Genomic DNA, 26882 nt, shown 5'->3' with positions numbered 1-26882 from the left:
GGCCTCTTCGCGAGCAGGCTCGCTCCCACAGGAGGCTTTAGTTGCCATAGATGTCACTGAAATCAGCTATACCTCTATGAAACCATTGGCATCCGCCATGCTCGAAACAAACGGGTGCAAATCACCGGATTCAGAGCCAGCCAATGCAGTTTTTAGACGATAGCCACGGGTGTGCCGGGTGGAACGGCGAAATGGCCGAGCGTATTCGCGCGTTCGACTGGAGCCGTACCGAGCTTGGCTCCATCGATACCTGGCCCAGGAGCTTGAGCAGCGCGGTGCAACTGATGCTGGCGTCACCGTTGCCAATGGTGATGCTCTGGGGCCGACCTGGCTACATGATCTATAACGATGCCTATTCGAAATTCGCCGGCGGGCGCCATCCCTATCTATTGGGATCGCCGGTGGAACTGGGCTGGCCGGAAGTCGCCGATTTCAACCGGCATGTGGTCGATACCTGCCTGGCGGGCGGCACCTTGTCCTATCGCAATAAAGTGCTGGTGCTGTTGCGCGACGGGGTGCCGGAAGACGTCTGGCTGGACCTGTATTACAGCCCGGTCGCCAACGATGACGGCTACCCGGCCGGGGTCATGGCGATGGTGGTCGAAACCACCGAATTCGTAATATCCGAACGGCTGCGCCAGGCCGCCGAAAACGCCTATCGCGCCGACAACGAACGGGTGCGCCTGGCACTCAATGCCGGGGCTTTGCTCGGTTCGTTCGTCTGGGACATCAAGGCCAATGTGCTGAGCGGCGACGAGCGCTTTGCCCGCACGCTGTCCTATCCCCCCGGCCAGCCCCTGGACAATCTGCCCCAGGACATCGCCGTCGCGCACATCCATCCCGATGACCGCAGCTGGGTTCAGGAACAAGTCAAACAGTCCATGGAGACCGCTGCGCCGTACAACGCCGAGTACCGGGTATTGCGCCCTGATGGCAGTTACCTGTGGGTGCTCGCCAGCGGTTGTTGCGAGTTTGATGAGCAGGGTGAGCCGTTTCGGTTTCCGGGGGTGTTGATCGATATCCATGAACGCAAGACCGCCGAAGAATCGTTGCTCAGGTTCACCCGCAATCTGGAGCAACGGGTAGCCGATGAAGTGGAAGCACGGCTGGCGGCGGAAGAGCAACTGCGCCAGTCGCAGAAGCTTGAAGCCATCGGTGGCCTGACCGGTGGCGTGGCCCATGACTTCAACAATCTGTTGCAAGTGATCGCCGGCAACCTGCATTTGCTGGCCCGGCATGAAGCGCAAAACGCCAACGTACAACGGCGGGTGGCGGCGTCGATTGCCGCAGTTGAGCGCGGGGCCAAACTGTCCTCGCAGTTGCTCGCCTTCGCCCGTCGGCAGCCGCTGTCCCCGGCCATTTACACCCCGCAGCAGATTTTCGACGGCCTGGGCGAACTGTTGCAGCGTGCGCTCGGGGAAACCATCCAGATCCAGATGTCCGCCGCCGCTGATCCCTGGCCGGTGTTTGTCGATCGCAATCAACTGGAAAACACCCTCCTGAATCTGGCGATCAATGCCCGTGACGCGATGAAGGGCGAGGGCACCATCGACCTGAGCGCGCAGAACATCACCCTCGATCAGGCGTTCTGCGCCGGCAAGGGCATCGTCGCTGGCGATTACGTGTGTGTGACCGTGGCCGACACCGGTGCCGGGATGCCGCCGCAGGTGCTGGCCCAAGCGTTCGAACCGTTTTTCACCACCAAGCCCGATGGTCAGGGCACCGGGTTGGGTTTGAGCATGGTGTTCGGTTTCGTCAAACAGAGCGGCGGGCATGTCGAGATGTCCAGCGTCGTTGGGGAGGGCACGCGGGCGCAGCTGTATTTCCCCCGCAGCTTGCGATCGGCGGCCAGTGAAACAACGGTCCTTGACGTGCCGCAACGGGGCGGGCACGAACGGATTCTGGTGGTCGAGGACAATGAAGCGGTGCGCACCTCCACCGTGGAGTTGCTGCGCGAAGAGGGCTACCAGGTGTTGACGGCCGCCAACGCCGACATTGCCATGCAGATGTTGCTGGAAGGCGTGGCGGTGGACCTGATTTTCACCGATGTGGTCATGCCCGGCCTGATCAAGAGTTCGGACCTCGCGGCATGGGCGAAAGTGCAGGAGCCGCCCCTGGCGGTGCTGTTCACCTCGGGCCACACCCGTGACATTATCTCGCGCAATCACCAGCTCAGCCCGGATACGCATTTGCTGAGCAAACCCTATAGCCCGCAAGCGTTGACGCAAATGATCCGCAGCGTCCTCAACGGCTAAGCAAAATCACTGTGGGAGCGAGCCTGTGTGGCGAGGGGATTTATCCCCGTTCGAGTGCGAAGCAGTCGTAAAACCATTGTATGCGGAGCACCTGATACACCGTGGTTTTAGGTTTTGGGGCCGCTTCGCAGCCCAACGGGGATAAATCCCCTCGCCACACAGGCTCGCTCCCACAGTAGTTCGGTGTTTTTTCAGTTATTTATATAAGGCGATCCGATGACGTCAACGCGCTCCTCAACACCTCCCTCAGGCATGGTCAGGGTGCGCGGCGCCCGGGAACACAACCTCAAGAACATTGATGTCGACATCCCCCGCGATGCGCTGGTGGTGTTCACCGGAGTGTCCGGTTCGGGGAAGTCGTCGCTGGCGTTTTCCACGCTGTACGCCGAAGCCCAGCGCCGTTATTTCGAATCGGTGGCGCCCTATGCCCGGCGCCTGATCGATCAGGTCGGGGTGCCGGACGTGGATTCCATCGAGGGCTTGCCGCCGGCGGTGGCCTTGCAGCAGCAACGGGGCACGCCGAGCACCCGTTCCTCGGTGGGCAGCGTGACGACATTGTCGAGCCTGATCCGCATGTTGTATTCCCGCGCCGGCAGTTACCCGGCGGGGCAACCGATGCTGTACGCCGAAGATTTTTCACCGAACACCCCCCAGGGTGCATGCGCCGAATGCCACGGCCTGGGGCGGGTGTATGAAGTCACTGAAGCGTTGATGGTCCCGGACCCGAGCCTGACCATCCGCCAGCGCGCCGTCGCCTCCTGGCCCATGGCCTGGCAGGGCCAGAACCTGCGGGACATCCTCGTGACCATGGGCTACGACGTTGACATCCCCTGGCGCGATCTGCCGAAAAAGCAGCGCGACTGGATTCTCTTCACCGAAGAAACCCCGACGGTGCCGGTGTACGCCGGGCTCACGCCGGAAGAAACCCGGGTCGCCCTCAAGCGCAAGATGGAGCCGAGTTACCAGGGCACCTTCACCGGCGCGCGCCGCTACATTCTGCATACGTTTACCCACTCGCAAAGTGCGCTGATGAAGAAGCGCGTTTCACAATTCATGCTCGGCAGCCCGTGCCCGCTGTGTGAAGGCAAGCGCCTCAAGCGCGAGGCGTTGTCGGTGACGTTCGCCGGCTATGACATCGGCGAGTTGTCGCAGATGCCGTTGCTGCAAGTGGCCGAAGTACTCAAGCCTGTCGCGGCCGAGCGTTACCTCCAGGAGGGTGAAGCGCCGGGCGAAGTGCTGACCCACGAGCAAACCCGCGAGGCCCGGGAACAGCGGGTGGCCCATGGCGCCAGTGGCCACGCCAGTGCGCCGGATGTGCGCCACACGCCGAACCTGTCGGTGGAGAAACGCCTGGCCGCGCAACGGATTGCCCAGGATCTGCTGGAACGGGTCAGCACCCTGACCGACCTGGGCCTCGGTTACCTGGCGCTGGAGCGCAGCACGCCGACGCTGTCGTCCGGTGAGTTGCAACGCTTGCGCCTGGCGACGCAGTTGGGCTCGCAGTTGTTCGGGGTGATCTATGTGCTGGACGAGCCTTCGGCGGGCTTGCACCCGGCGGACGGCGAGGCGTTGTTCGAAGCGTTGCAGCGCTTGAAAGCCGCTGGCAACACGCTGTTTGTGGTGGAGCACGATCTGGAGACCATGCGCCGCGCCGACTGGTTGATCGATGTCGGCCCGGCGGCGGGCGAGCATGGCGGCCGGGTGCTGTACAGCGGCGCGCCGGCGGGACTGGCCGATGTGGCGGATTCACAGACCCGCGCCTATCTGTTTGCCGCGCAGGCCAGTCAATCGCGAACCACCCGCCAGCCGAGCGATTGGCTGCGACTGGAAGGCATCACCCGCAATAACCTGAACAACCTCGGCGTCGAGTTTCCGCTGGGCTGTTTCACGGCGGTTACCGGCGTTTCAGGGTCGGGTAAATCGAGCCTGGTCAGCCAGGCCTTGCTGGAGCTGGTCGGCGCCCATCTCGGACGCCCGGCAAACGACAGCGAGCTGGAAGAGCCGAGCCTGGAAGACGATGCGCCGCAAACCAGCGGCGGCCAGGTCACGGCGGGGTTGGGGTCGATCAAGCGTCTGGTGCAAGTGGACCAAAAACCCATCGGCCGCACCCCGCGCTCCAACCTGGCGACCTACACCGGGCTGTTCGACAACGTGCGCAAACTCTATGCCGCGACACCCGAGGCCCAGGCCGCGGGGTACGACGCCGGGCAGTTTTCCTTCAACGTCGCCAAAGGCCGTTGCCCGACCTGCGAAGGCGAGGGTTTCGTCAGTGTCGAGTTGCTGTTCATGCCCAGTGTCTATGCGCCGTGCCCGACCTGCCACGGCGCTCGCTACAACCCGCAAACGCTGGCGATCACCTGGCAGGGCCGCAACATCGCCCAGGTGCTGCAACTGACGGTGGATCAAGCCGTGGAGGTGTTCGCCGAACAAGCGGCCGTGCGCCGCTCGCTGGAGGTCCTGCGCGATATCGGCCTGGGTTATCTGCGTCTGGGGCAGCCGGCGACAGAGTTGTCCGGTGGCGAGGCCCAGCGCATCAAACTGGCCACCGAACTGCAGCGCAACCAGCGCGGGGCGACGCTGTATGTGCTCGATGAGCCCACCACCGGGCTGCATCCACGGGACGTTGATCGCTTGCTTGAGCAGTTGAACAACCTGGTGGCGGCCGGGCACACGGTGATCGTGGTCGAACATGAAATGCGCGTGGTGGCGCAGAGTGACTGGGTCATCGACATCGGACCGGGTGCGGGGGATCAGGGCGGCAAGATTGTCGTGGCGGGTACGCCGCAGAAAGTCGCCAAGAGCAAAAAGAGCCGGACGGCGCCGTTTTTGGCCAGGGTTTTGGGGATGCCTTGAGCCGAGGGTGAGTTTATGGGCCTCTTCGCGAGCAGGCTCGCTCCCACAAGGGATTTTTGAACACAGAAGATCCAGTGTGGGAGCGAGCCTGCTCGCGAATCGAACTACCAGCCGCCGTCGAGCCGGTGCCGCAACGTGTCCAGCCATTCATTGAGCTGCAACAGCGACTATTTGCTCGGGTGCGCGGCTTGCAGTTTCTTCGCCATATCCAGGTGTTTTTCCAACCCCGGCAACATTTTCTGCGCAAAGCCCTTGAGCTCCGTTGCCCCTTTGGTTCTGTCGTCCGTCACGGTATTGGCTTGTTTCTCGAACAATTCGAGGGCTTCTTCGTGGGCCTTGACCTGATTATTGGCATAAGCCGCATCGAAGGATTCGTCACGCATATCCAGGATTTTTTCCTTGGCCTGTTTGACCAACGTCGTGTCATCGGGCACTTCGATGTCGTTCTTTTTCGCAATGGCAGCCAGTTCATCGTTGGCCTTGCCATGATCGGTAATCATCATGTTGGCGAACGCTTTGATGTCCGCCGACTGGCTTTTTTCAAGGGCCAGGCGACTGGCCTCTATCTCGGCGATGCCGCCGGCGGCGGCCTTGTCGACAAAGTCATTGGAGGTCGCCGCAAAGGCCGAGCCCATGCTGGTACTCAAGGCAATGGCCAGGGTGAGGTGACGCCAGGTGAATGCGTCCATGGGTGCTTCTCCATGCAGGGGATCGAGGTGATCGTTAACCTGTGGAGGCAGGTGGCCGGGCAAAGGTTTTATTGCATTGGCGACAGGGCGACGAACGGGCACCGCTGGTCAGACAGATGGTCGACAGAACCGCCCAACCGAGGCCATTCTGATAGTTGGCGAACGCAATCAGTCGCGTTTGCTACCGATTAACAAACGGAGGTGTTCCATGCCGGTGCCCCACGACCTTTTTCAGGATCTGAGTTGCACAAAGGAAGAAATCCAGCAGAAACGCACCAAGGATCCGTTACTGGATTCACTGATCAATAAATACTCGCTGGCCGATGCCGAAGTGGTGAAGGCAGAGCAAGCCAAATCCAGTGATGATGCGGTGCTCAAGCTCAAGGCGAAGCGCTTGGAGGTCAAGGACAAGATCGTCAGACAACTCCAGTCGTCGTCCTGATTCGGGAGAATGAGTCACCGACGACCGGTGACTGCACAATTGGAACGGCGATTAAAACCGGCACCTCGAATGTCCAGAGTCCGACAATACGGCTCCGTGCGAGGTGCCACATCAAGCAAAACTATCCCACGAAAAAAACACCAGTCCACTGTGGGAGCGAGCCTGCTCGCGAAAACGGTGTGTCGGCTACCTCCATGTCGACTGGCGCCTTCGCGAGCAGGCTCGCTCCCACAGGTTCAACCCGTGTTATTTCTCCAATGCGGCGCTGAGGGGCAAACGCACCATGTTTTTCGCCTTCAGCGATCCGAAATACAACCACTCTCCATACTCACGCACCGTGGTGATGGGCGAGTAATTGCCGCTGCTGGCATCCTGCAGGTTGGCGATCACCTTGCCCTCGAGGTCCAGACCCAGGGCGAAGGCGCGTTTTTCCACCGGTTTGGGCAGGACGGTCATGGCCCGCACAATCATCTTGCGAACGAAGGGATGCGCTGCCGTGGCATCGAGCAAGGCGTTGCGCGGAGCGTACAGGGCCACCCAGAAACGATCGCGGCCATTGAACGACAGGTTGTCCGGCAGCCCTGGCAGGTTATCGATGAACAGGTCGTGAGTACCCGCTTTCGGTCCGCTCAGCCAGTAACGGCTGATGCGATAGGCGCCGGTTTCGTTGACCAATACAAAGGCATCATCCGGCCCCAGCGCGACGCCGTTGGCGAACTCCAGCTTATCGAGCAGCACCGCGGTCTTTCCGGTCTGGAAGTCGTACCGCAGCAACCGACCGTCGCCGCCGTGCTCAATGATCGCGTCGCCGTCCTTGCCGTAGCCGAAGCGGCTGGAGGCGTCGCTGAAATAGGCGTAGTGCCCGGACTTGTCGATGACCACGTCATCGGTGAAGCCGAAGGGCACGCCACCGGCTGTCGTGGTCATTGCCACCAGGCGACCCTGGGCGTCCAGCGACAGCAACCCCTTGACCGCATCGGCGATCACCAGCAAACCGTTAGGGTGGCGGGCCAGCCCCAAGGGCCGGCCTCCGGTATCGGCCAGGACTTTGGTGACCTTGCCGTCAAGGCTGGTGCGGATCACTCGACCATCATGCAAACCGGTGATCAGCGCATCCTCCTCCAGCAGCAACGCTTCCGGACCGTCGATGTCGGCGGCTCCGATCCGTTCCACGCTTTTGAGACGTTGATTCCCGGCATAGATGCCGCTGGTGAGGGAGGGCGCGGGCGGCGGCGTCCAGGCTACCGGCTGTACCCGGGTGGGCATCAGCAGCAGGAAGCCACCAATGGCCACGATCACCAGCAACAGCCAATGGTAAAACCTGATCGATCGCCTCACGCATTGACTCCCGAGTGTGCCAGGTGTTTTTGCGCCATTTCACGCAGGGCCAGCATCGACTCGGCAGACTCGCGATCAATCCGGCGCCTGAGCAACAAGGTGTTGGCGATGCGCATCCCGAGTCCGCTGAACTGATACTCCAGGGTGCGGACAAACCGCGTGCCGTTGCCCTCGGCCTCGCATTCGTAAGTCAGCAACAGTGACAGTCCATGATCGCCTTCGGCCCATGCGCGCCAGCGACGCCCCGGCAAATACTCCTCGACCCTCCAGCTCAAGTGACCGTCGCGCCCACCGGCGCGGATGTCTTCTTCGAATCGGGCGCCGGCATGCAATGGACCTTTCTGCCCATTGATCCTGAGCGATGAGGGGTGCCACTCGGGCCAACGGGTCACGGTACTGGCGTAAGTGAGCACGTCTATCGGGTTTCCGGCTATTTCGATCTGATGCTGCAGGCGGGTCATGGGCGCTCTCGTCAGGTACGGGATGGCCTGTTCCGGTTCCCAGTAGAGGGTGCCGAACAGGTAATCCATCAACGGAAAAACGATGTTGAAATTTCGCTCCTGCATCATCTCGCGGCGATGATGCAGTTCATGCAGGCGCCGCATCTGGCGAATCCACGGCAGACGCGCCAGGGGATTGTGCGACGGCAGATGCTCGCAGGCGTGAAACACCTCATAGGCCAGGTAGCCGAGGACCAGGCAACCACCGACCAGCCCGGCGACGTTGGCATCGAACTGCTTGAGCAGCCACCAGATCGGCACGGTAATGAACAAGGTGTGCAAGACAATCAGCCAGGCCGGAAACAGAATCACCCGCCAGTCGCGGGGGCTGTCGTAGGTCATGTAGCCGGGCGCGAAAAAGCTGTGGTGATCGCCGGCATGGCGCGCATAGAACATCCGCGAAAAGGCTTTTTTGTGATGGCCCAGGTGCCGATGCACCATGTACACGCCGAAGTTGAAGAACAACAAGGCCAGTGGCACCGTCAGCCACTCCCAGGGTTGCACTTCATGGACGGTGTTCCAGAACGCGGTGATGGCCCCTATGCCGAACAACAGCACAAAGGTGCCATGAAGCCACGGGTTGTAAAGTGGATGGACGTTGGCGCGGTAACGGCTGCGGAATGCTTCGGTGGTCTGCCTCACTGCAATCACCTGTCGTTATTGTTATTCCCAGCAGACTAGTCGATTCCGGCGTTTTGGCTGGCCTAACCTTGAGGACACAACTGCCATGATCCGGTGCAAACCGGACTCAGGTCAGCGGGTCCCAGCGTTGCGACCAGTCGTCATCGGTCTTGATCACTTCGCGCAGCAGGTCGAAAGCGCGTTGCAGGGTTGGCGAGTCACGGTCCCGGGAGTAGACCAGGTAGGTCGGATAGCTGAATTCGGGGGCCTTGGGCACTTGCTCCAGCACGCCGCTTTCCAGATAACTCTGCACGACGCGGGTGCGGAAGTAGCCGCTGCCGCCATTTTCCAGGATGTACTGCAAGGCCAGCGGGCCAAGGTTGAAGCTCAGGGCCGCCTTGGCTTTCTGCGGCAGGGCGGCATCGTGCTGACGACGGAATTCCTGGCCCCAATCGATGTAGACGTAGGGATCGTCGCGACCGGGCAGGCGGACGAGGATCAGTTTTTCCTCCAGAACTTGCTCGACTTGCAGGCGCGGCCAGTATTCGGGCTGATAGACCAGCGCCGCATCCAGCACCCCCAGTTCCAGTTGACGCAGCAGGCTTTCACCGTCGCGAATCTCCATGCGCAGGGCATGGCCGGGGATCTGTTTGCGCAGTTCGCCGGCCCAACTGAGCATCAACGGGTTACACAGACTCACCTCGCCGCCGATGTGCAGGACGTCGTGATAGCCCTCCGGCAGCGGCAGATCCCGTCGCGCCGCTTCCCAGGTTTCCACCAGCTGATTGGCATACACCACGAAGGCTTCGCCGTTGGGTGTCAGACGGGCGCCGGCGCGATTGCGCACAAACAGGGTGCTGCCCAAGTGGCTTTCGAGTTTCTGTACCCGGGCGGTGATCGCGGTCTGGGTGACGTGGAGTTTTTCGGCGGCCGCGGCAAGGCTGCCGTGGCGGACAATTTCCAGAAAGGTGCGGGCGAGGTCGATGTCCATGGGATGGCCGGTTCGGGAAATGCTGGCATTGTAAGAGCACCCTCGACCTGTGACGAGCGGGACAGAGGGCCTGCACTGCATCTGAATGACAGAGATCCACTGTGGGAGCGAGCCTGCTCGCGAAAGCGGAGTACCAGTCGACATCAACTTTGACTGTTCCACCGCCTTTGCGAGCAGGCTCGCTCCCACAATGAATTAATTGGCCTGAAACGACGAAACCCGCCACATGGGCGGGTTTCGTTTGTAGCCAGAGAGGTTTCTCTTAGGCCGGGAACAGCTCGGACAGCTTCATTGCCAGCATCATGTCGCCTTCAGCGCGCAGCTTGCCGCCCATGAACGCTTGCATGCCGTCGGTTTCGCCGCTGACGATGCCTTGCAGGGTTTCGCCGTCCATCACCAGGGTCACCTGGGCGTCCGGGTTCTCGCCTTCTTGCAGCTCGCAGGTGCTGTCCTTGACGATCAGCGAGAAGTTCTTGGTGTCGTCGATGCGGAAACCGAAGACCAGGTCCAGACCGGCGGCAGCGGCTGGGTTGAACTTGGCTTTCATTGCTTGTACGGCATCAGCTACGGAGGTCATGGTTCGATCCTTTCTTGGGTAATAAGAGCTGGGTGATTACAGCCAGGGTCACAATAGTCCGGACTCAGCGAAACGTGATGAGTTCCGGGGCCTTCAGCAGTTGCAGGTGCGCATGACTGTTGAAGGAAGCCAGGGCCACCTCGCGACCACGAAACTTCAGGTGGTTGAGCGAGGTGTTGACGATTTGCCAGTTCAGTTCAAAGGCCTGTTTGGCAGGCATCTGAGTAATAAGGTGGAGCAGGGCGGTGATGGTGCCGCCGGAGGTGAACACCGCAATCTTCTGGGTGTTGTCGGCCTGCTCGAGGATCCGGTGCAGCCCGGCCCGCACCCGCTCGACAAAGCCCAGCCAGCTTTCCAGCTCCGGCGTGTCGTAGGTGCCCGCGAGCCAGCGCTCGATGATCAGGGCAAAGATGCGTTGGAACTCGGCGCGGTTTTGCGCGGCGTTGCGCAGGATATTCAGGGCTTCGGGTTCGTCCGGCAGCATCGCCGGCAACAGCGCGCGAATCACTGCGTCGGCGTCGAATTCGTTGAAGGCGGAGTCGGTTTCCAGAATCGGTACCGGAAGGCCTACGGCAGCGAACTGCTCCAGCGCGCTGGTGGCCGTATGCTGCTGGCGACGCAGGTCACCCGACAGGCAACGATCGAAACTGATGCCCAGTTCGGCCAGGTGTTGACCGAGAATTTCCGCCTGGCGAATGCCGATGGGCGACAGGACGTCATAGTCGTCTGCACCAAAGGAGGCCTGGCCATGTCGAATCAAGTAGATGCTGCCCACGTCCGCGTCGTCCCGGTACGTTGAAGGTTTGGCGAGGTTATGAGGATGGCGGTGAGCTGTCAATGAAAAAACATACGCTTGTTTGAAATGCCTGTTACAGCCCTGTTCCCGAAGGTTTCATGGCTGGCCGCAAGGGCGGCGCATGGGTATGCTGAAGGTATCCCGCGCGCTTTCATGCCGCGCATCGTCTAAGGAGTCCCTGTGGAGTTTTTGTCCGAGTACGCCGTTTTTCTGGCCAAGACCGTGACCCTGGTGATCGCCATCCTGGTGGTCCTGGCCAGTTTTGCCGCATTGCGCAGCAAAGGCCGACGCAAATCGGCCGGCCAGTTGCAGGTCAGCAAGCTCAATGATTTCTACAAAGGGCTGCGCGAGCGCCTGGAGCAAACCTTGCTCGACAAGGACCAGCTCAAGGCCTTGCGCAAGTCCCAGACCAAGTCCGACAAGAAGCAGAAGAAGCATCCCGAGTCCAAGCCCCGGGTGTTCGTGCTGGATTTCGACGGCGACATCAAGGCCTCGGCCACTGAAAGCCTGCGCCACGAAATCACCGCGCTGCTGACCCTCGCCACACCCAAGGATGAAGTGGTACTGCGCCTGGAAAGCGGCGGCGGCATGGTCCACAGCTACGGTCTGGCCTCTTCGCAACTGGCGCGTATCCGTCAGGCCGGCATACCGTTGACCGTGTGCATCGACAAGGTCGCGGCCAGCGGTGGTTACATGATGGCGTGCATCGGCGAGAAGATTATCAGTGCACCGTTCGCGATCCTTGGCTCGATCGGTGTGGTGGCGCAGTTGCCCAACGTCAATCGCCTGCTGAAGAAGCACGACATCGACTTCGAAGTGCTGACCGCCGGTGAGTACAAGCGCACCCTGACGGTGTTTGGTGAAAATACCGAGAAGGGCCGTGAGAAATTCCAGCAAGACCTGGACATCACCCACCAACTGTTCAAGAACTTCGTCTCCCGCTACCGCCCACAGTTGGCCATCGACGAAGTCGCCACCGGGGAAATCTGGCTCGGCGTCGCCGCGCTGGACAAGCAACTGGTGGATGAACTCAAGACCAGCGACGAATACCTGGCCGAACGCGCCAAGCAGTCCGAGCTTTATCACCTGCACTACGCCGAACGCAAAAGCCTGCAGGAACGCATCGGTATGGCGGCCAGCGGATCGGTCGATCGTGTATTGCTGAGCTGGTGGAGCCGGTTGACCCAGCAACGTTTCTGGTGACGTTCCAGGCCACATCCTCATGACACATCAAAAACCGTGGAGCGATTCCACGGTTTTTTTTGGTCTTCAGTACGGTCGATTTCTGTCTGGCAGCAGTGCACTTTCCATCGGTTGCTGTCGATCACTCCGACATTGAAACGAGGGCAGATTGGGTAGGGTGATGTTTTTGACGTGACTGCAAAGGAATGCACCATGAACACGTTTTTTCACGAACAGGATTCTTCCCCGCACCCGGCACCCTCTCTACGAATGCGCGACGAATTGAGAGCGACGATAGACGGCGCGCTTCCCCAGACCCCTGACCAGTATGGCGAGCACCTTATCCGCGAAAAGTGGGGGCCGGGCATCGATCCGCAGACCGCGCAACTGGTCACGCTGCATTACGATTATTGGCTACGTCCCGAGCTGGACGGCAGTCATCTGGGGCGAGTGGCGAGGTCGCAGTCCTTGGTTCAGGCGCTGCTATCCGATTATCAGACCATCGGCGACGGTCACTTTTATGAGACAGGTTTCGGCTTCTACGTCCCGCCCGATATCGGGCCTACCATACGCATCATGGAACAGGCCGAGCCGACTGACGATCATCGCACCTATGAAGGTATTTATCGCCGCACGGAGCCGCAATCCTATGGGCCGCAGACGCAGATCAACCTGACCCCCACCCGTTTCAAGAAATGGGTTTGGGAGCTGCAGTTCAAAGAGTTGTATCAGGCCTATGTCGATAAGGCCTGGCCGTCCGACATGGTGATCACGGCGCGCGAACCTTGCGCCCTGAGGACATCGACCAAAGCCGCTTTTGTCATGACGGCGTGGCTGCAGCACCAGGAAAACTGCCTGTCTGAAAAAGGCCTGGAACTGGCCATGCAGGCGGCGGGCCTGCCAGCCGGGCAAACATGGGAATCGCTGACGATCGAACAACTGCGCGCACGCACGCGCATCCCCGCAAGCGTCCAGGCAAGCCGCTTGAAGCTATACCGATACACGGCAAGGGATATCTGGTGCTACCGCGATCGATCCAGTGGTCGAATGCTGATGTTTGTCCCCGGCAACTCTTCACCGCTGCATGAGTTCGCCGACAGCGGCCAGTTGCGCCAATGGATAGTCCAACAGGGCGAGGCCAGCGAAACGAAGCAGGCCCTGGCTTGCCACTTCGCCGATGAAGATCGCGGCGATGGTACGTTCCATGCCGGAGTGCTCACGGCGCTCGAAGGCATGGCGATGTTCCCGCGAAAGCACCTGCTGTCCACGGACGCGGGCTTCTTCAATGACGAGGGATACTGGGATCCTGCCGATTACATCGATTTCCAACTGCCTTCCCCGCACGCTGATCCGTTTGCGCAGCTGGTCTTGACCATGAAACGGGCAGCCCAGGCCAGCGTCGCAACAATTCGTGATGATGCGCAGGTCAACCGCGACAACTTGAGTGCAGTCGTCGAACCGATAGCCCAATGGATCACCCGATTCGGTCCGCTGGCTTTATTTGTGCCTGGAGGAGAGGGATTGATGGTCCTCGCCGGACTGATCGACGCCGGCTACGGGTTGGATCAGGCCGTTAACGGCCAGACCGCCAGCCAGCGCTCCGAGGGTGTGGCGCGAACCGTGTTCGGTTTGCTCAACGCGCTGCCATTGGCAATGGGCGTTGCTTCGCTGGGCAAGGATGGGGCAGAGTTGGCTGTGGTGATCAATGCGGAGCGCGAAAGCGGAGGGGCAAGCGGGTCGATCGAGGAGCCAGCCGTTGCACCGACGCCCCGGCAACCGCAATTGCCATTGCCGACCCGTACGGAGCTTTTGCGAGGCGTAGGGGCGCCGGCCGGCACCTTCACGGATGAAGTACTGGCACAGATCGGCAAGGTCAGCGCAGTCGATGATGACATGCTTCGGCTGATGCAGTCAGGACGCGCGCCGACGCCTCTGCTGGCTGATACTGTCGATCGTTTCAGGATCGATCAGGACGTGACGGCGCTGGGTGATCCGGGGGCCGCGCAGGCTGAATTCAACCGTCGATATCAGGCGCTCCAGCAGTCGGAGCACCCATGGGTGCAGCTGTTTCAGCGCACATACCCCGACCTGCCCAAGGCCGCCGTGGAGCAAATGCTGGATCGCTATGGTGTCGATTTCACGGCGTCACCCGAACCGGTCCGGGCCAGGGAGCTGTTCAAGCAACTGGACGGCAAGGCGCGCCAATACCAGCAACATGTACGCCTCAATCGAGCCTATGAAGGTCTCTATCTTCGATCCATAACCAATGCCGAATCGGACACGCTGATGTTGCACTCCCTCAGGGGCCTGCCTGGATGGCCCAAAGGGTTGCGAATCGAAGTGCGCGACAGTTCGATCGGAGGCCGGATACTGGATCGCAGTGGTCCGTTCGATATGCCGGATTGCCGGATCCTGATCAAGTCGGGTAAGCACTATTTACCCCGGCATGCGTCAACCCACGCCGCTGGCGTCACCCATTTTTCCGAGGCTGTCGTCGCTGTTCTGTCCAATGAGGAGCGATCGGCGCTGGGGTTGGTATCGAGCGACCCCGGCACCGAGCTGAGGCTGAAAATCAGCGACCAGCCATTGTCCCGCTCAGAACTGATGCTTGGCCTGGGCAGGATGGAATCACGATTGCCGTTCGAGGCCGAGGGATTGAGAGGGGGTGTTTATCCGAATACACCTCAAGAGGCGGCACTGACCCAGCAAGCGATGAGGTTGCAACTCAAGGAGATCTATCCCGACTTATCCAATGGCGAAGCTGATGCGATCTTGCAGCCATTAGGGAGCGGGGCTCAGGCTTTTATCGACGGTACAAAACAGCAGTTGCAGCAACTGTATTCGGATCTGGAGACCTGGATTGATCAAGTCGCGGTCGACATCGACGATATGGATGTCGACCTGCTGCAAATGGGTGATCCCGGGACAGAAGGGCTGACGGCCGAGCAAATCGACGAGCACAACGTCGGACGGATCCAGGAAGTGATGCAGTATGAGGGCGAAACTCGCGGTGAGCTGGCGGATGAGCTCATTGCGATCTGGCAAAAAAAGCCTCCCCAGGGCAATAGCCACTACACGGGAAATCACGTTGATGGCTTCAGGATGGACATGAGTAATGAGGATTATCATCGGCTGCCGGTCCTGAATGTCCGGTTCAATGACGTGGTGGAGTTGAACATGAGTAACTTCCACTTGTTCGAACGGGAGACTCTGAATGGCTTTCTCGAACGCTTCCCACATTTGCGAACCTTGAACCTGGAAGGCACGGACTTGCGGTTACCCAACGCTGTCGGGGAATTGGAAAGTGTGTTGCCGCCGACAATCCCCCAGTTGCAGCATCTCACGTCGTTGAATCTACGTTCCACCTGGCTGACCTTCCAGAAGAACACGGTGCCGGAGCCAGCTTTGCTGGGTGATGAGCAAGTATTGGCTCTCCCGGAAAACACGGCGGGACAGTTAAGTCCATTGGTCAATTTGCAATCATTGGATCTGAGCGATAACCCGTTGGTTTTTCCCCCTGTCGTCATGGGGATGAGTCAATTGCGGTCATTGAAACTGAGTAATACGGACATTAAGACTTGCCCCGTCGGGATTATGGATCAGCCCTATCTCACCACCCTGGACTTACAGGATAACCAGATCCAACGAGTTCCACAGTCAGTGCTGAATCAGGCTATCGCCAGGGATCGAGTCCTGCTGTGGCGCAACCCGATCAACGACGAGGACACCCTGCAACGATTGGTTTCGCATCGGGAGCAGACGGGCATCAACTTGTGGTTGAACACGGCGGGCAATAACTATGGGGACCCGGCGGCCTGGTTGAACGGCATTGAACCCGCACTAGGGAATGCCCGGTTACAGATATGGCAGCGACTGGCGCTCAAGCAGCGTGGCGGACACTTTTTAGGGACCATCAATACACTGACGCTCACGCCGGATTTCCAGGTCAACTATCTGGATCTTCAAGCGCGGGTGTGGCGATTGTTGGCTGAAGCTGATGCGTCGCAGGAGTTGTGGGGGCGATTGATCCAGGATGTGCGGTTGCCAGGAGGGTCTTTCGACAACCCGTTTGCCGCGTTCACGGCATTGGAGGACCGGGCTCGACTTTACACCCACTGGGTGGCGTTGGGGCGGCCATTTCCGCCTGTAGGGGAGCCCTGATGACAACTCGTGAGCCTTGAGCCCGCAAGGGGCTCAAGGCATCACGATCAACGACGACGGAACAGCGGCAGCGGTTCGTCGGTGGCGGCCTGATAGGTCACCGAGAAGTCCTTGAGACCTTCAAGGGCTTCGTATGGGTCTTTATCGGGGCGAATCGCAAAGGCATCGAAGCCACAGCGGTGCATGTAGAACAGCTGGTCGCGCAGTACATCGCCAATCGCCCGCAGTTCGCCCTTGAAACCATAACGGTCACGCAACAGGCGGGCGTTGGAGTAGTTGCGGCCATCGGTGAAGGCCGGGAAGTTCAAGGCGATGACCTGGAAGCTTGCCACGTCTTCACCGATTTCCTCGGCTTCCTCATCGGCATCCAGCCATACACCCAGGCCGCCGTCGCGCGCCATCAGCATACGGCTGTGTTCGCGCCACAGCTGCAACGGGACGATGTAGTCGTCGCAGTTGGTGATCTCGTCGATGTTGAAGTCCTTGGGCAGCAGGTGCCAGGTTTCGTCGACGACTGCGTTGTTCTTAATGATTCGCTGCATAGACGCGTTCCTTGAAGAGGTCGATGCCAATACGCTGATAAGTGTCGATGAAACGCTCGTCTTCGGTACGCTGTTCGATGTACACGTTGATCAGCTTTTCGATCACGTCTGGCATATCGTCCTGTGCGAAGGACGGGCCGAGGATCTTGCCCAGGCTGGCGTCACGGCTGGCGCTGCCGCCGAGGGACACCTGGTAGAATTCTTCGCCTTTCTTGTCCACCCCGAGGATGCCGATGTGGCCGACGTGGTGGTGACCGCAGGCGTTCATGCAACCGGAGATGTTCAGGTCCAGCTCGCCGATGTCGAACAGGTAGTCCAGGTCGTCGAAACGGCGCTGGATCGATTCGGCGATCGGGATCGACTTGGCGTTGGCCAGGGAGCAGAAATCGCCACCCGGGCAGCAGATGATGTCGGTCAGCAGGCCGATGTTCGGCGTGGCGAAACCGTTCTCGCGCAATTCGCCCCACAGGGTGAACAGCTTGTCCTGCTCGACGTCGGCCAGGATGATGTTCTGCTCGTGGGAGGTGCGCAGTTCACCAAAGCTGTAGCGGTCGGCCAGATCGGCCACGGCGTCGAGCTGCTTGTCGGTGATGTCGCCTGGCGCAACGCCGGTCGGCTTGAGCGACAGGGTCACGGCCACATAGCCCGGCTTCTTGTGGGCCAGGGTATTGCGGGCACGCCAGCGGGCGAAGCCCGGATGCTCTTTATCGAGCTCGGCCAGCGCGGCGGCCTGGTTATCCAGGGCCTTGTAGTCCGGATCGACGAAGTGTTTGGCGACACGATGCACTTCGGCTTCGGTCAACGTAGTCTGGCCACCGCGCAGGTGCTCCATTTCCGCATCGACTTTTTGCGCAAAGACTTCAGGAGTCAGCGCTTTCACCAGGATCTTGATACGTGCCTTGTACTTGTTGTCACGACGGCCATAGCGGTTGTATACCCGCAGGATGGCGTCGAGGTAGCTCAACAGGTCTTGCCACGGCAGGAATTCATTGATGAATGCGCCCACCACCGGAGTACGGCCCAGGCCGCCGCCGACCAGCACACGGAAGCCCAGTTCGCCCGCGGCGTTGTGCACCGGCTCCAGGCCGATGTCGTGGACTTCGATGGCAGCGCGGTCGGAGGTCGAACCGTTGACGGCAATCTTGAACTTGCGCGGCAGGTAGGCGAATTCCGGGTGGAACGTGGTCCACTGACGCACGATCTCGCACCATGGGCGCGGGTCGATCAATTCGTCGGATGCAACACCGGCGAACTGGTCGGTGGTGACGTTGCGCAGGCAGTTGCCGCTGGTCTGGATCGCGTGCATCTGCACGGTGGCCAGTTCAGCCAGGATGTCCGGGATGTCTTCCACCGCCGGCCAGTTGAACTGCACGTTCTGTCGGGTGCTGATGTGGGCATAGCCCTTGTCGTAGTCACGGGCAATCCTGGCCATCATTCGCATCTGGCGCGAAGTCAGTTGGCCGTAGGGCACCGCCACCCGCAACATCGGGGCGAAACGCTGGATATAAAGCCCGTTCTGCAGGCGCAGGGGGCGGAATTCTTCTTCGCTCAGCTCGCCTGCCAGATAGCGTCGGGTCTGATCACGGAACTGCTTGACGCGGTCCTCGATGATCCGCTGATCGTACTCGTCATATACGTACATATAAGTCCTGTTCTCAGGCTAGGGTCGCTCGGATACAGCTGCGTTTTTGTGCTTGCCGGAGTCCGATAGAGCCTCTGCAATTCTGCGCGCACGGCCGCGCACTCCCTACGGAGCCGGGGCAAGATACCAGTTTGCAGTTATGCGCAAAAGTGATGTTTGAATATATGCAAATAACCAAATCGACTAACGAGAATAGTTGTTAACTAACCCACATTTGTCGTGCGGGCAATCATCGTCTTAACTCTGGTCGAGTCTTTATGCAATCACCGATAAAACCGACAAGAGGCGATGCAATGAGCAACCCAACCAAAGCAAGGAAAAGCGATAGCACGGTCGATGCCTGGGCGATTCTGTTCCTGATTATCCTGGTCGTCGGCACAGCGGTATTTTGGGTCAGTCATCAGTAAACGACTCGTCCGGGCCTCGTTCCGACGATTGTCGGACAAAAACCGGAATAAACGCCATTTTGCGGACATTCGCTGACTATAATGCGCGGCGAATTTCCGGGGGCTCGGGCGATCAATGTTGAAGTTTCTGTGTGGCGTATTGCTGGCGCTTGCAACGGTCATGGGACCCTGCGCTCACGCGGCGTCGGTGCTGTTCCTGAACCCGGGAACCACCAGGGAAGCTTTCTGGGTCAGTTACTCGCAATTCATGCAGGCCGCCGCCAAGGACCTGGGCATGGATTTGCGTATCGAGTATTCGGACCGCAACTCCGAAATCACCCTCAAGCAGGCGCGCGATGCCCTGCAAGGGATAAAGCGCCCGGACTATCTGGTGTTCGTCAACGAGCAAAACATCGCCCCCGAAATCCTGCGCCTGGCTCTGGGTAGCGGGGTGAAGCTGTTTATTGTCAATAATGGCCTGAGCCCCGACCAAATGCGGATGCTGGGGGCGCGCTCGGACAAATACCCGGACTGGGTGGGCAGCCTGGTGCCCAACGACGAGGAAGGCGGCTACCTGATGCTCAAGGAACTGATCCGCCTGCACCCGCCGGTTGCCCCCGGCCAGTACATTGACCTGCTGGCCTTTTCCGGGTTGAAACTCACCCCGTCCGCACAGTTGCGAGAAAAGGGCATGCGCCGGGCACTGGCCGAGCACCCCGAAGTGCGCCTGCGTCAGTTGGTGTCCGGCGGCTGGACCCGGGAGCGTGCCTACGAGCAAGCCAAGATGTTGTTCAAGCGCTATCCGCAGACATCGCTGGTCTGGTCGGCCAATGACGAAATGGGGTTTGGCGTGATGCAGGCCTTCGAAGAAACAGGCGGTAAGCCTGGCAAGGATGCGTTGTTTGGCACCATCAATAACTCGCCCGCAGCGTTGCGTGCGTTGCTGGACAACCGCTTGAGCGTGTTGTTGGGCGGGCATTTCAGCCTGGGTGGCTGGGCCCTGGTGCAGTTGCACGACTACGACGACGGGGTCGACGTCAGCCAGTACGGTGGTCGGGACCGACAGATACCGCTGTTACAGCTGATTGACCGGGCGCAAGCCAAACGCTTGCTGGCCATGGGCGCAGCGGCAGATTTCGGTGTGGATTTTCACAAGCTCTCGGCCAAGGGCCGGCCAACGTCCTATCGATATCCGTTCAGCCTGCAAACCCTGATGCATTAAACCTTCGCCAGATGCAACACCAACTGCACGATGCCGTAGAGCGTCAACGCGAACACCGCAGTAAACAAGATCCCCAGTATCACGAAATGACTGGGCTTGCCGTGGGTGAAGTCCCGCGCGCGATTTTTCCCGCTCTGCACCCCGAACGCCGCGGCCATGACGCTGTGCAGCATCTGCCAGAAGGTTGGCGGTTTGTTGTCGACTGGATCGTCCATAAACCCCTCGTCACCTGTGTGTGAAAAGTAAGCATAGACAAATTCAACCTGGGGAGACACCAATCCTGTGGGAGCGGGCTTGCCCGCGATGGCGTACTGGCAGTCACAAAAAATTTGACTGGAAAGGCCTCATCGCGGGCAAGCCCGCTCCCACAGGGATCTCTGTCAGCCACAGTGTTGCGGCCAGGAGCTGGGTTAGTCGTCGTAACCCAGGTTCGGCGCCAGCCAGCGCTCGGTCACGCTCAGTTCCTGGCCTTTACGCGATGTGTAGCTCTGCACCTGGTCCTTGTCGATCTTGCCCACGGCAAAGTACTGCGCCTGCGGGTGAGCGAAGTACCAGCCGCTAACCGCTGCCGCCGGGAACATCGCGTAGTGTTCGGTGAGGAACACGCCGCTGCGGCCGGCGCGCATCTCGGCCGCCTCGGGGTCGAGCAGGGCGAACAGGGTGGCTTTCTCGGTGTGATCCGGGCAGGCCGGGTAGCCCGGGGCAGGGCGAATGCCGGTGTATTGCTCTTTGATCAACGCCTCGTTGTCCAGGGTTTCGTCTTTGGCGTAACCCCAGTGCTCTTTACGCACCTGCTGGTGCAGCCACTCGGCGCAGGCCTCGGCCAGGCGGTCGGCCAGGGCCTTGACCATGATCGAGTTGTAGTCGTCGCCAGCGTCCTGATAGGCCTTGGCCACTTCTTCGGCGCCGATGCCGGCGGTGGTGATGAAACCACCCACGTAGTCGGTGACTTCGCTGTCCTTCGGTGCCACGAAGTCGGCCAGGGAGAAGTTCGGCTTGCCGTCGGTCTTGATGATCTGTTGACGCAGGTGATGCAGCTTGGCCAAGGGCTTGCCGTCATCGCCGTAGAGCTCGATGTCATCGTCGCGCACCTGATTGGCCGGCCAGAAACCGAACACCGCGCGGGCACTGATCAGCTTTTCGTCGATCAGTTTGGCAAGCATTTCCTGGGCGTCGGCGTACAGCGCGGTGGCGGCTTCACCGACCACTTCGTCCTGCAGGATGCGCGGGAATTTGCCGGCCAGGTCCCAGGAGATGAAGAACGGCGTCCAGTCGATGTATTCGGCCAGCACCTTCAGGTCGATGTTGTCCAGCACCCGGGTGCCGGTGAACGTTGGTTTGACCGGGGTGTAGGTGCTCCAGTCGAACTGCGGTTTCTTCGCAATCGAGGCGGCATAGCTCAGGCGTTCGGTACGGGCGCTGCGGTTGGCGGTGCGCTCGCGTACTTCAATGTATTCCTCGCGAGTCTTCTCGACGAAGCCAGCCTTGAGCTCCTTGGACAACAGTTGCGTGGCCACGCCCACGGCGCGAGAAGCGTCGGTGACATACACCACGGCATCGTTGCTGTATTTGGGCTCGATCTTCACCGCCGTGTGCGCCTTGGAGGTGGTGGCGCCACCGATCATCAACGGCAGGTGGAAATCCTGGCGCTGCATTTCGCGGGCGACGTGGACCATCTCATCCAGCGACGGTGTGATCAGGCCGGACAGACCGATGATGTCGCACTTCTGTTCCTTGGCCACCTGGAGGATCTTCTCCGCCGGCACCATCACGCCAAGGTCGACGATGTCGTAGCCGTTACAGCCCAGCACCACGCCGACGATGTTCTTGCCGATGTCGTGCACGTCACCCTTGACCGTGGCCATCAGGATCTTGCCCTTGGCTTCCGGTTTGTCGCCTTTTTCCAGTTCGATGAACGGGATCAGGTGGGCCACGGCCTGCTTCATCACGCGGGCGGATTTCACCACTTGCGGCAGGAACATTTTGCCGGCGCCGAACAGGTCGCCGACGATGTTCATGCCGGACATCAACGGGCCCTCGATCACTTCGATCGGCCGGGCAAACGACTGGCGGGATTCTTCGGTGTCCTCGACGATGTGCGTGGTGATGCCTTTGACCAGCGCGTGTTCCAGACGCTTGTTGACGTCCCAGTTGCGCCACTCTTCGGTCTCGGCTTCCTTGACGCTGCCATCGCCCTTGTACTTGTCAGCGATGGCGAGCAGGGCGTCGGTGCCTTCCGGGGTGCGGTTGAGGATCACGTCTTCAACAGCGTCGCGCAGTTCTTGCGGGATCTGGTCGTAGATTTCCAGCTGGCCGGCGTTGACGATGCCCATGGTCAGCCCGGAACGGATCGCGTACAGCAGGAACACCGAGTGGATCGCCTCGCGCACCGGGTTGTTGCCACGGAACGAGAACGACACGTTGGACACGCCGCCCGAGGTCAGAGCATACGGCAGTTCGTCGCGGATGTAGGCGCAGGCGTTGATGAAGTCCACGGCATAGTTGTTGTGTTCTTCGATACCGGTGGCCACAGCGAAGATGTTCGGGTCGAAGATGATGTCTTCCGGCGGGAAACCGACTTCGTTGACCAGAATGTCGTAGGAGCGTTTGCAGATCTCTTTCTTGCGCGCTTCGGTGTCGGCCTGGCCGGCTTCGTCGAACGCCATGACCACCACGGCAGCACCGTAGCGCTTGCACAGTTTGGCATGGTGGATAAACTGCTCGACGCCTTCTTTCATGCTGATCGAGTTGACGATGCCCTTGCCCTGGATGCACTTGAGGCCGGCTTCGATCACTTCCCATTTCGAGGAGTCGATCATGATCGGTACGCGGGAGATGTCCGGTTCACCGGCGATCAGATTGAGGAAGGTCACCATGGCCTTCTTCGAATCGAGCATCCCTTCGTCCATGTTGATGTCGATCACCTGGGCGCCAGCCTCGACCTGCTGCAGGGCGACTTCCAGGGCTTCGGTGTAGTTGTCTTCACGGATCAGGCGGGCGAACTTGGCGGAACCGGTGATGTTGGTGCGTTCACCGACGTTGACGAACAGCGAGTTGCGATCAATGGTGAACGGCTCCAGGCCCGAGAGACGGCAAGCCTTGGAGATTTCCGGAATCTGGCGCGGCGCATAACCGGCCACGGCCTTGGCGATGGCTTCGATGTGGCCCGGCGTGGTGCCGCAGCAGCCGCCGACGATGTTGAGGAAGCCGCTTTGGGCGAATTCTTCGATGACCTTGGCGGTTTGCGACGGCAATTCGTCGTACTCGCCGAATTCGTTCGGCAGGCCGGCGTTCGGGTGCGCCGAAACGTGGGTGCCGGCCTTGTTCGACAACTCTTCCAGGTACGGACGCAACTCGCTGGCGCCAAGGGCGCAGTTCAGACCGACCGAGATCGGTTTGGCGTGGGCCACGGAGTTCCAGAACGCTTCGGTGGTCTGGCCGGACAGGGTACGGCCGGAGGCGTCGGTGATGGTGCCGGAAATCATGATCGGCAATTCGATGCCCAGTTCTTCGAACACGCCCTGTACGGCAAAGATCGCGGCTTTGGCGTTGAGGGTGTCGAAGATGGTTTCGATCAGGATCAGGTCGGCGCCGCCTTCGATCAGGCCCTTGGTGGATTCGGTGTAGTTTTCCACCAGTTCATCGAAGGTCACGTTGCGGTAGCCGGGGTTGTTCACGTCCGGCGACAGCGAGCAGGTGCGGCTGGTCGGGCCCAGCACGCCGGCAACGAAACGTGGCTTATCCGGGGTTTCCAGGGTTTTCGCGTCAGCGACCTTGCGCGCCAGGCGAGCGCCTTCTACGTTCAGTTCGTAGGTCAGTTCTTCCATGCCGTAATCGGCCATGGAAATCCGGGTGGCGTTGAAGGTGTTGGTTTCCAGAATGTCGGCGCCGGCATCCAGGTAGGCTTTTTCGATGCCGCCGATCACGTCCGGGCGCGTCAGCACCAGCAGGTCGTTGTTACCCTTGACGTCGCTCGGCCAGTCGGCGAAACGCTTGCCGCGATAATCCTGTTCCTCGAGCTTGTAGCTCTGGATCATCGTACCCATGCCGCCATCGAGAATCAGAATGCGCTCTTTGAGGGCGTGCTTGAGAGCTTGAAGGCGAACACTGCGATCGGACATTGGGGCTACTCGAAAAGACCATAACGAAGGGCCGGGATCATAGCAAACCTGTGCGCTTTTAGAGCATGTCCGGGTTTTGCATGAATATCGCTCATGTTGGGGCGATCGTCAGATGGGTAGAATCGCAGCGTTTTTTCAAGGATCGGGACCAGGGACATGTCGTATCGCGTCGTCATCAGCAGTGTATTGCTGTTTCTAAGCTGGGGCGCGGTGGCGCAGGAACCGGCCATTTCTCCTTCTATTTCCTACAGCCGCGACATTCAACCGATCTTCACTGAAAAGTGCGTGGCTTGCCATGCGTGCTACGACTCTGCCTGTCAGCTCAACCTGGGCAGTGGCGAAGGGGCGGCCCGTGGCGCGAGCAAAACCCCGGTGTACGACGGCGACCGCAGCCAGGCCGCGGCACCGACCCGGTTGTTCTACGACGCTTTCGGCAAGCGAGCCTGGCAGCAAAAGGGCTTCTATTCGGTGCTCGACGCCCAAGGCAGCCAGGCCGCGCTGATGGCGCGGATGCTTGAGTTGGGTCATCAGGCGCCGCTGCAAGCCAATGCCAAACTGCCGGACGACATTGCCCTGGGCCTCAACCGCGACAATATGTGCGCCTTGCCGGCAGAGTTCGATGGCTACGCCAGCTCCCATCCGAAACAGGGCATGCCCCTGGCGGTTACCGGGCTGACCGATCAGCAATACCAGACCCTGCAACGCTGGCTGGCGTCCGGCGCGCCGATCGATGAACAAGGCCTGGTGCCCAGCGCCAAGGAAGCGCTGCAGGTGGTGCAGTGGGAAAACCTGCTCAATGCACCGGGCGCCCGGCAAAGTCTGGTGGGGCGGTGGTTGTTCGAACACTGGTTCCTGGCGCATATCTATTTCAAGGACGGCGAGCCAGGGCATTTCTTCCAATGGGTGCGTTCGCGCACGCCGACCGGCCAGCCCATCGACCTGATCAATACCCGCCGTCCGAACGACGATCCGGGCACGCAGTTTTATTACCGCCTGTGGCCTGTGCAGGGTGTGATCGTGCACAAGACCCACATCACTTATCCGTTAAGCGCGGCGAAAATGGCCCGGGTCAAAAGCCTGTTCTATAACGGCAACTGGCAGGTCAGCGCATTGCCGGGCTACGGGCCGGAGCGTCGGGCGAATCCGTTTGCCACCTTCGAGGCCATCCCGGCCCAGGCGCGTTACCAGTTCATGCTCGATAACGCCGAGTATTTCGTGCGCACCTTCATTCGCGGTCCGGTCTGCCGGGGGCAGATCGCCACGGACGTGATCCGCGACAACTTCTGGGCGTTGTTCCAGGCGCCGGAGCATGACCTCTACATCACGGACCCGAACTATCGCGGCCAGGCCACGCCGTTGTTGGCGATGCCGGGGCAGAACGACGACGTCGGCAGTGTCCTGAGCCTGTGGCACAACTACCGCGACAAGCGAAACGAGTACGAAGCCTTGCGTCGCGACAGTTACGCCGACCTGCCGGCGCCGAGCTGGTCGACCCTCTGGGCCGGCAACGACAATGCGCTGTTGAGTATCTTCCGCCATTTCGACAGTGCCGCCGTGACCAAGGGCCTGATCGGTGACGTGCCGCAAACCATGTGGCTGTTCGACTTCCCGTTGCTGGAGCGTACCTATTACCAACTGGCGGTGAATTTCGATGTGTTCGGCAACGTCTCCCATCAAGCCCAGACCCGCCTGTATTTCGATCTGATCCGCAACGGCGCCGAACAGAACTTCCTGCGCCTGATGCCGGCCGATTCCCGGGACGGTTACCTTGATGACTGGTATCAGAGCAGTGGCAAATTCAAGATGTGGCTGGACTATGAGTCCATTGATAACGACAAGCCGACGGCGCTGAAACTCGATCAACAGGACCCCAAGCGCGATTTCGCCATGCAGTTGCTGGCGCGCTACGGCGACCTCAATGCCAAGCCTGATCCGATCAACCGCTGTGACGGCGCCTATTGCTCGCGGCCGAACATCGACCTGGACTTGCAGAGCGCCGAACAGGCCTTGAGTCGCCTGGCGTCACGCCCGGCGGCTGGCCTCAAGGTCATCGACCAACTGCCGGAAGCGACGATGTTGCGAGTGGAAGCCGCGAGCGGCCAGCGTGTGGTCTACAGCCTGCTGCGCAACCGCGCGCACAGCAACGTTGCATTTCTGCTCGGGGAGTCGCTGCGTTATCAGCCAGGCCTGGACACCCTGACCATTTTCCCGGGAGTACTCAGCAGTTATCCGAACTTCATGTTCAATATCCCGGCCGGGGAAGTTCCGGCGTTTGTGGACGCCATGGAAAACGCCAAAGATGCCGATCGTTTCGAGAAAATCGTCGAACGCTGGGGGATTCGCCGCAGTCACCCGCAATTCTGGCAGTACTTTCATGACCTGAGCCGCTATATCCATGAGACAGACCCGGTGGAAGAGGGCGTGCTGGATATGAATCGCTACGAAAACCTGTAATCAACCGCTGGTCCCTTGTGGGAGCGAGCCTGCTCGCGAAGGCGGTGTGTCAGACAACGATGATGGTGACTGGCACAACCTATTCGCGAGCATGCTCGCTCCCACCGTGA

General features: G+C 60.2%; 17 protein-coding genes. 7 read left to right on the top strand and 10 right to left on the bottom strand.

All coding sequences use genetic code 11. The features are described 5' to 3' along the window. Positions 1–191: 191 nt before the first annotated feature. Positions 192–2255, top strand: a complete 2064-nt coding sequence (locus HNQ83_RS13555; protein WP_175389428.1) for a PAS domain-containing sensor histidine kinase — start codon at positions 192–194, stop codon at positions 2253–2255. Between the two features lie 216 nt (positions 2256–2471). Beyond that, on the top strand, positions 2472–5108 hold the full coding sequence (locus HNQ83_RS13550) for an excinuclease ABC subunit UvrA (protein ID WP_175389427.1): 2637 nt from the start codon (positions 2472–2474) through the stop codon (positions 5106–5108). A 167-nt stretch (positions 5109–5275) separates the two neighbouring features. Here HNQ83_RS13550 and HNQ83_RS13545 read toward each other — a convergent pair whose 3' ends face one another. Next, on the bottom strand, positions 5276–5797 hold the full coding sequence (locus tag HNQ83_RS13545; protein ID WP_175389426.1) for a DUF4142 domain-containing protein: 522 nt from the start codon (positions 5795–5797) through the stop codon (positions 5276–5278). A 208-nt stretch (positions 5798–6005) separates the two neighbouring features. Here HNQ83_RS13545 and HNQ83_RS13540 point away from each other — a divergent pair, with 208 nt between their 5' ends. Beyond that, positions 6006–6239, top strand: coding sequence for a DUF465 domain-containing protein (locus HNQ83_RS13540; protein ID WP_175389425.1), 234 nt, complete (start codon positions 6006–6008; stop codon positions 6237–6239). A gap of 246 nt (positions 6240–6485) precedes the next feature. Here HNQ83_RS13540 and HNQ83_RS13535 read toward each other — a convergent pair whose 3' ends face one another. The 5 genes from HNQ83_RS13535 to HNQ83_RS13515 all read right to left on the bottom strand — a co-directional run bounded on the left by HNQ83_RS13535 (position 6486) and on the right by HNQ83_RS13515 (position 11041). Then, the gene (locus tag HNQ83_RS13535) at positions 6486–7577 is read right to left on the bottom strand and encodes an SMP-30/gluconolactonase/LRE family protein (protein ID WP_175389424.1); all 1092 of its coding nucleotides are present in this window, start codon (positions 7575–7577) and stop codon (positions 6486–6488) included. Continuing rightward, positions 7574–8719 (bottom strand): SRPBCC family protein, encoded by a 1146-nt coding sequence (locus HNQ83_RS13530; protein WP_175389423.1) that lies wholly within the window; start codon positions 8717–8719, stop codon positions 7574–7576. Before HNQ83_RS13530 ends, HNQ83_RS13535 begins: the two co-directional genes overlap by 4 nt. 106 nt (positions 8720–8825) lie before the next feature. Beyond that, positions 8826–9689 (bottom strand): LysR family transcriptional regulator, encoded by an 864-nt coding sequence (locus HNQ83_RS13525; protein ID WP_175389422.1) that lies wholly within the window; start codon positions 9687–9689, stop codon positions 8826–8828. Between the two features lie 262 nt (positions 9690–9951). Next, the gene (locus HNQ83_RS13520; RefSeq protein ID WP_020293838.1) at positions 9952–10266 is read right to left on the bottom strand and encodes an SCP2 sterol-binding domain-containing protein; all 315 of its coding nucleotides are present in this window, start codon (positions 10264–10266) and stop codon (positions 9952–9954) included. Positions 10267–10330: 64 nt separating this feature from the next. Then, positions 10331–11041, bottom strand: a complete 711-nt coding sequence (locus tag HNQ83_RS13515) for a histidine phosphatase family protein (RefSeq protein WP_175389421.1) — start codon at positions 11039–11041, stop codon at positions 10331–10333. 201 nt (positions 11042–11242) lie between these two features. Between HNQ83_RS13515 and sohB the strand changes: the two genes are divergently transcribed. Together sohB and HNQ83_RS13505 are read left to right on the top strand one after the other, a co-directional pair. After that, positions 11243–12265: a protease SohB gene (gene sohB, locus HNQ83_RS13510; protein WP_175389420.1), complete on the top strand. Its 1023-nt coding sequence runs from the start codon at positions 11243–11245 to the stop codon at positions 12263–12265. 192 nt (positions 12266–12457) lie between these two features. Beyond that, the gene (locus HNQ83_RS13505; RefSeq protein ID WP_175389419.1) at positions 12458–16405 is read left to right on the top strand and encodes a leucine-rich repeat domain-containing protein; all 3948 of its coding nucleotides are present in this window, start codon (positions 12458–12460) and stop codon (positions 16403–16405) included. A gap of 47 nt (positions 16406–16452) precedes the next feature. On the opposite strand, the gene HNQ83_RS13500 is transcribed toward HNQ83_RS13505, so the two are convergent. Together HNQ83_RS13500 and HNQ83_RS13495 are read right to left on the bottom strand one after the other, a co-directional pair. Further along, positions 16453–16947: a DUF934 domain-containing protein gene (locus HNQ83_RS13500; protein ID WP_175389418.1), complete on the bottom strand. Its 495-nt coding sequence runs from the start codon at positions 16945–16947 to the stop codon at positions 16453–16455. After that, positions 16931–18589, bottom strand: coding sequence for a nitrite/sulfite reductase (locus tag HNQ83_RS13495; protein ID WP_175389417.1), 1659 nt, complete (start codon positions 18587–18589; stop codon positions 16931–16933). The genes HNQ83_RS13500 and HNQ83_RS13495 overlap by 17 nt, the downstream gene beginning before the upstream one ends. Before the next feature lie 522 nt (positions 18590–19111). On the opposite strand from HNQ83_RS13495, the gene HNQ83_RS13490 reads away from it, so the two are divergent. Beyond that, positions 19112–20197 (top strand): ABC transporter substrate-binding protein, encoded by a 1086-nt coding sequence (locus HNQ83_RS13490; protein WP_175389416.1) that lies wholly within the window; start codon positions 19112–19114, stop codon positions 20195–20197. On the opposite strand, the gene HNQ83_RS13485 is transcribed toward HNQ83_RS13490, so the two are convergent. Together HNQ83_RS13485 and metH are read right to left on the bottom strand one after the other, a co-directional pair. Beyond that, positions 20194–20412, bottom strand: coding sequence for a DUF2970 domain-containing protein (locus HNQ83_RS13485; RefSeq protein WP_175389415.1), 219 nt, complete (start codon positions 20410–20412; stop codon positions 20194–20196). The genes HNQ83_RS13490 and HNQ83_RS13485 overlap by 4 nt on opposite strands. Before the next feature lie 195 nt (positions 20413–20607). Further along, the gene (metH, locus tag HNQ83_RS13480) at positions 20608–24318 is read right to left on the bottom strand and encodes a methionine synthase (protein ID WP_175389414.1); all 3711 of its coding nucleotides are present in this window, start codon (positions 24316–24318) and stop codon (positions 20608–20610) included. 156 nt (positions 24319–24474) lie between these two features. Here metH and HNQ83_RS13475 point away from each other — a divergent pair, with 156 nt between their 5' ends. After that, the gene (locus tag HNQ83_RS13475; RefSeq protein ID WP_175389413.1) at positions 24475–26772 is read left to right on the top strand and encodes a fatty acid cis/trans isomerase; all 2298 of its coding nucleotides are present in this window, start codon (positions 24475–24477) and stop codon (positions 26770–26772) included. Positions 26773–26882 lie beyond the last annotated feature (110 nt).

Source organism: Pseudomonas sp. C2B4 (genome assembly GCF_013359695.1).
Classification (GTDB): Bacteria; Pseudomonadota; Gammaproteobacteria; order Pseudomonadales; family Pseudomonadaceae; genus Aquipseudomonas.
The sequence above is the reverse complement of the archived record's forward strand: the minus strand, read 5'-3'. Positions and strand labels throughout refer to the sequence as shown.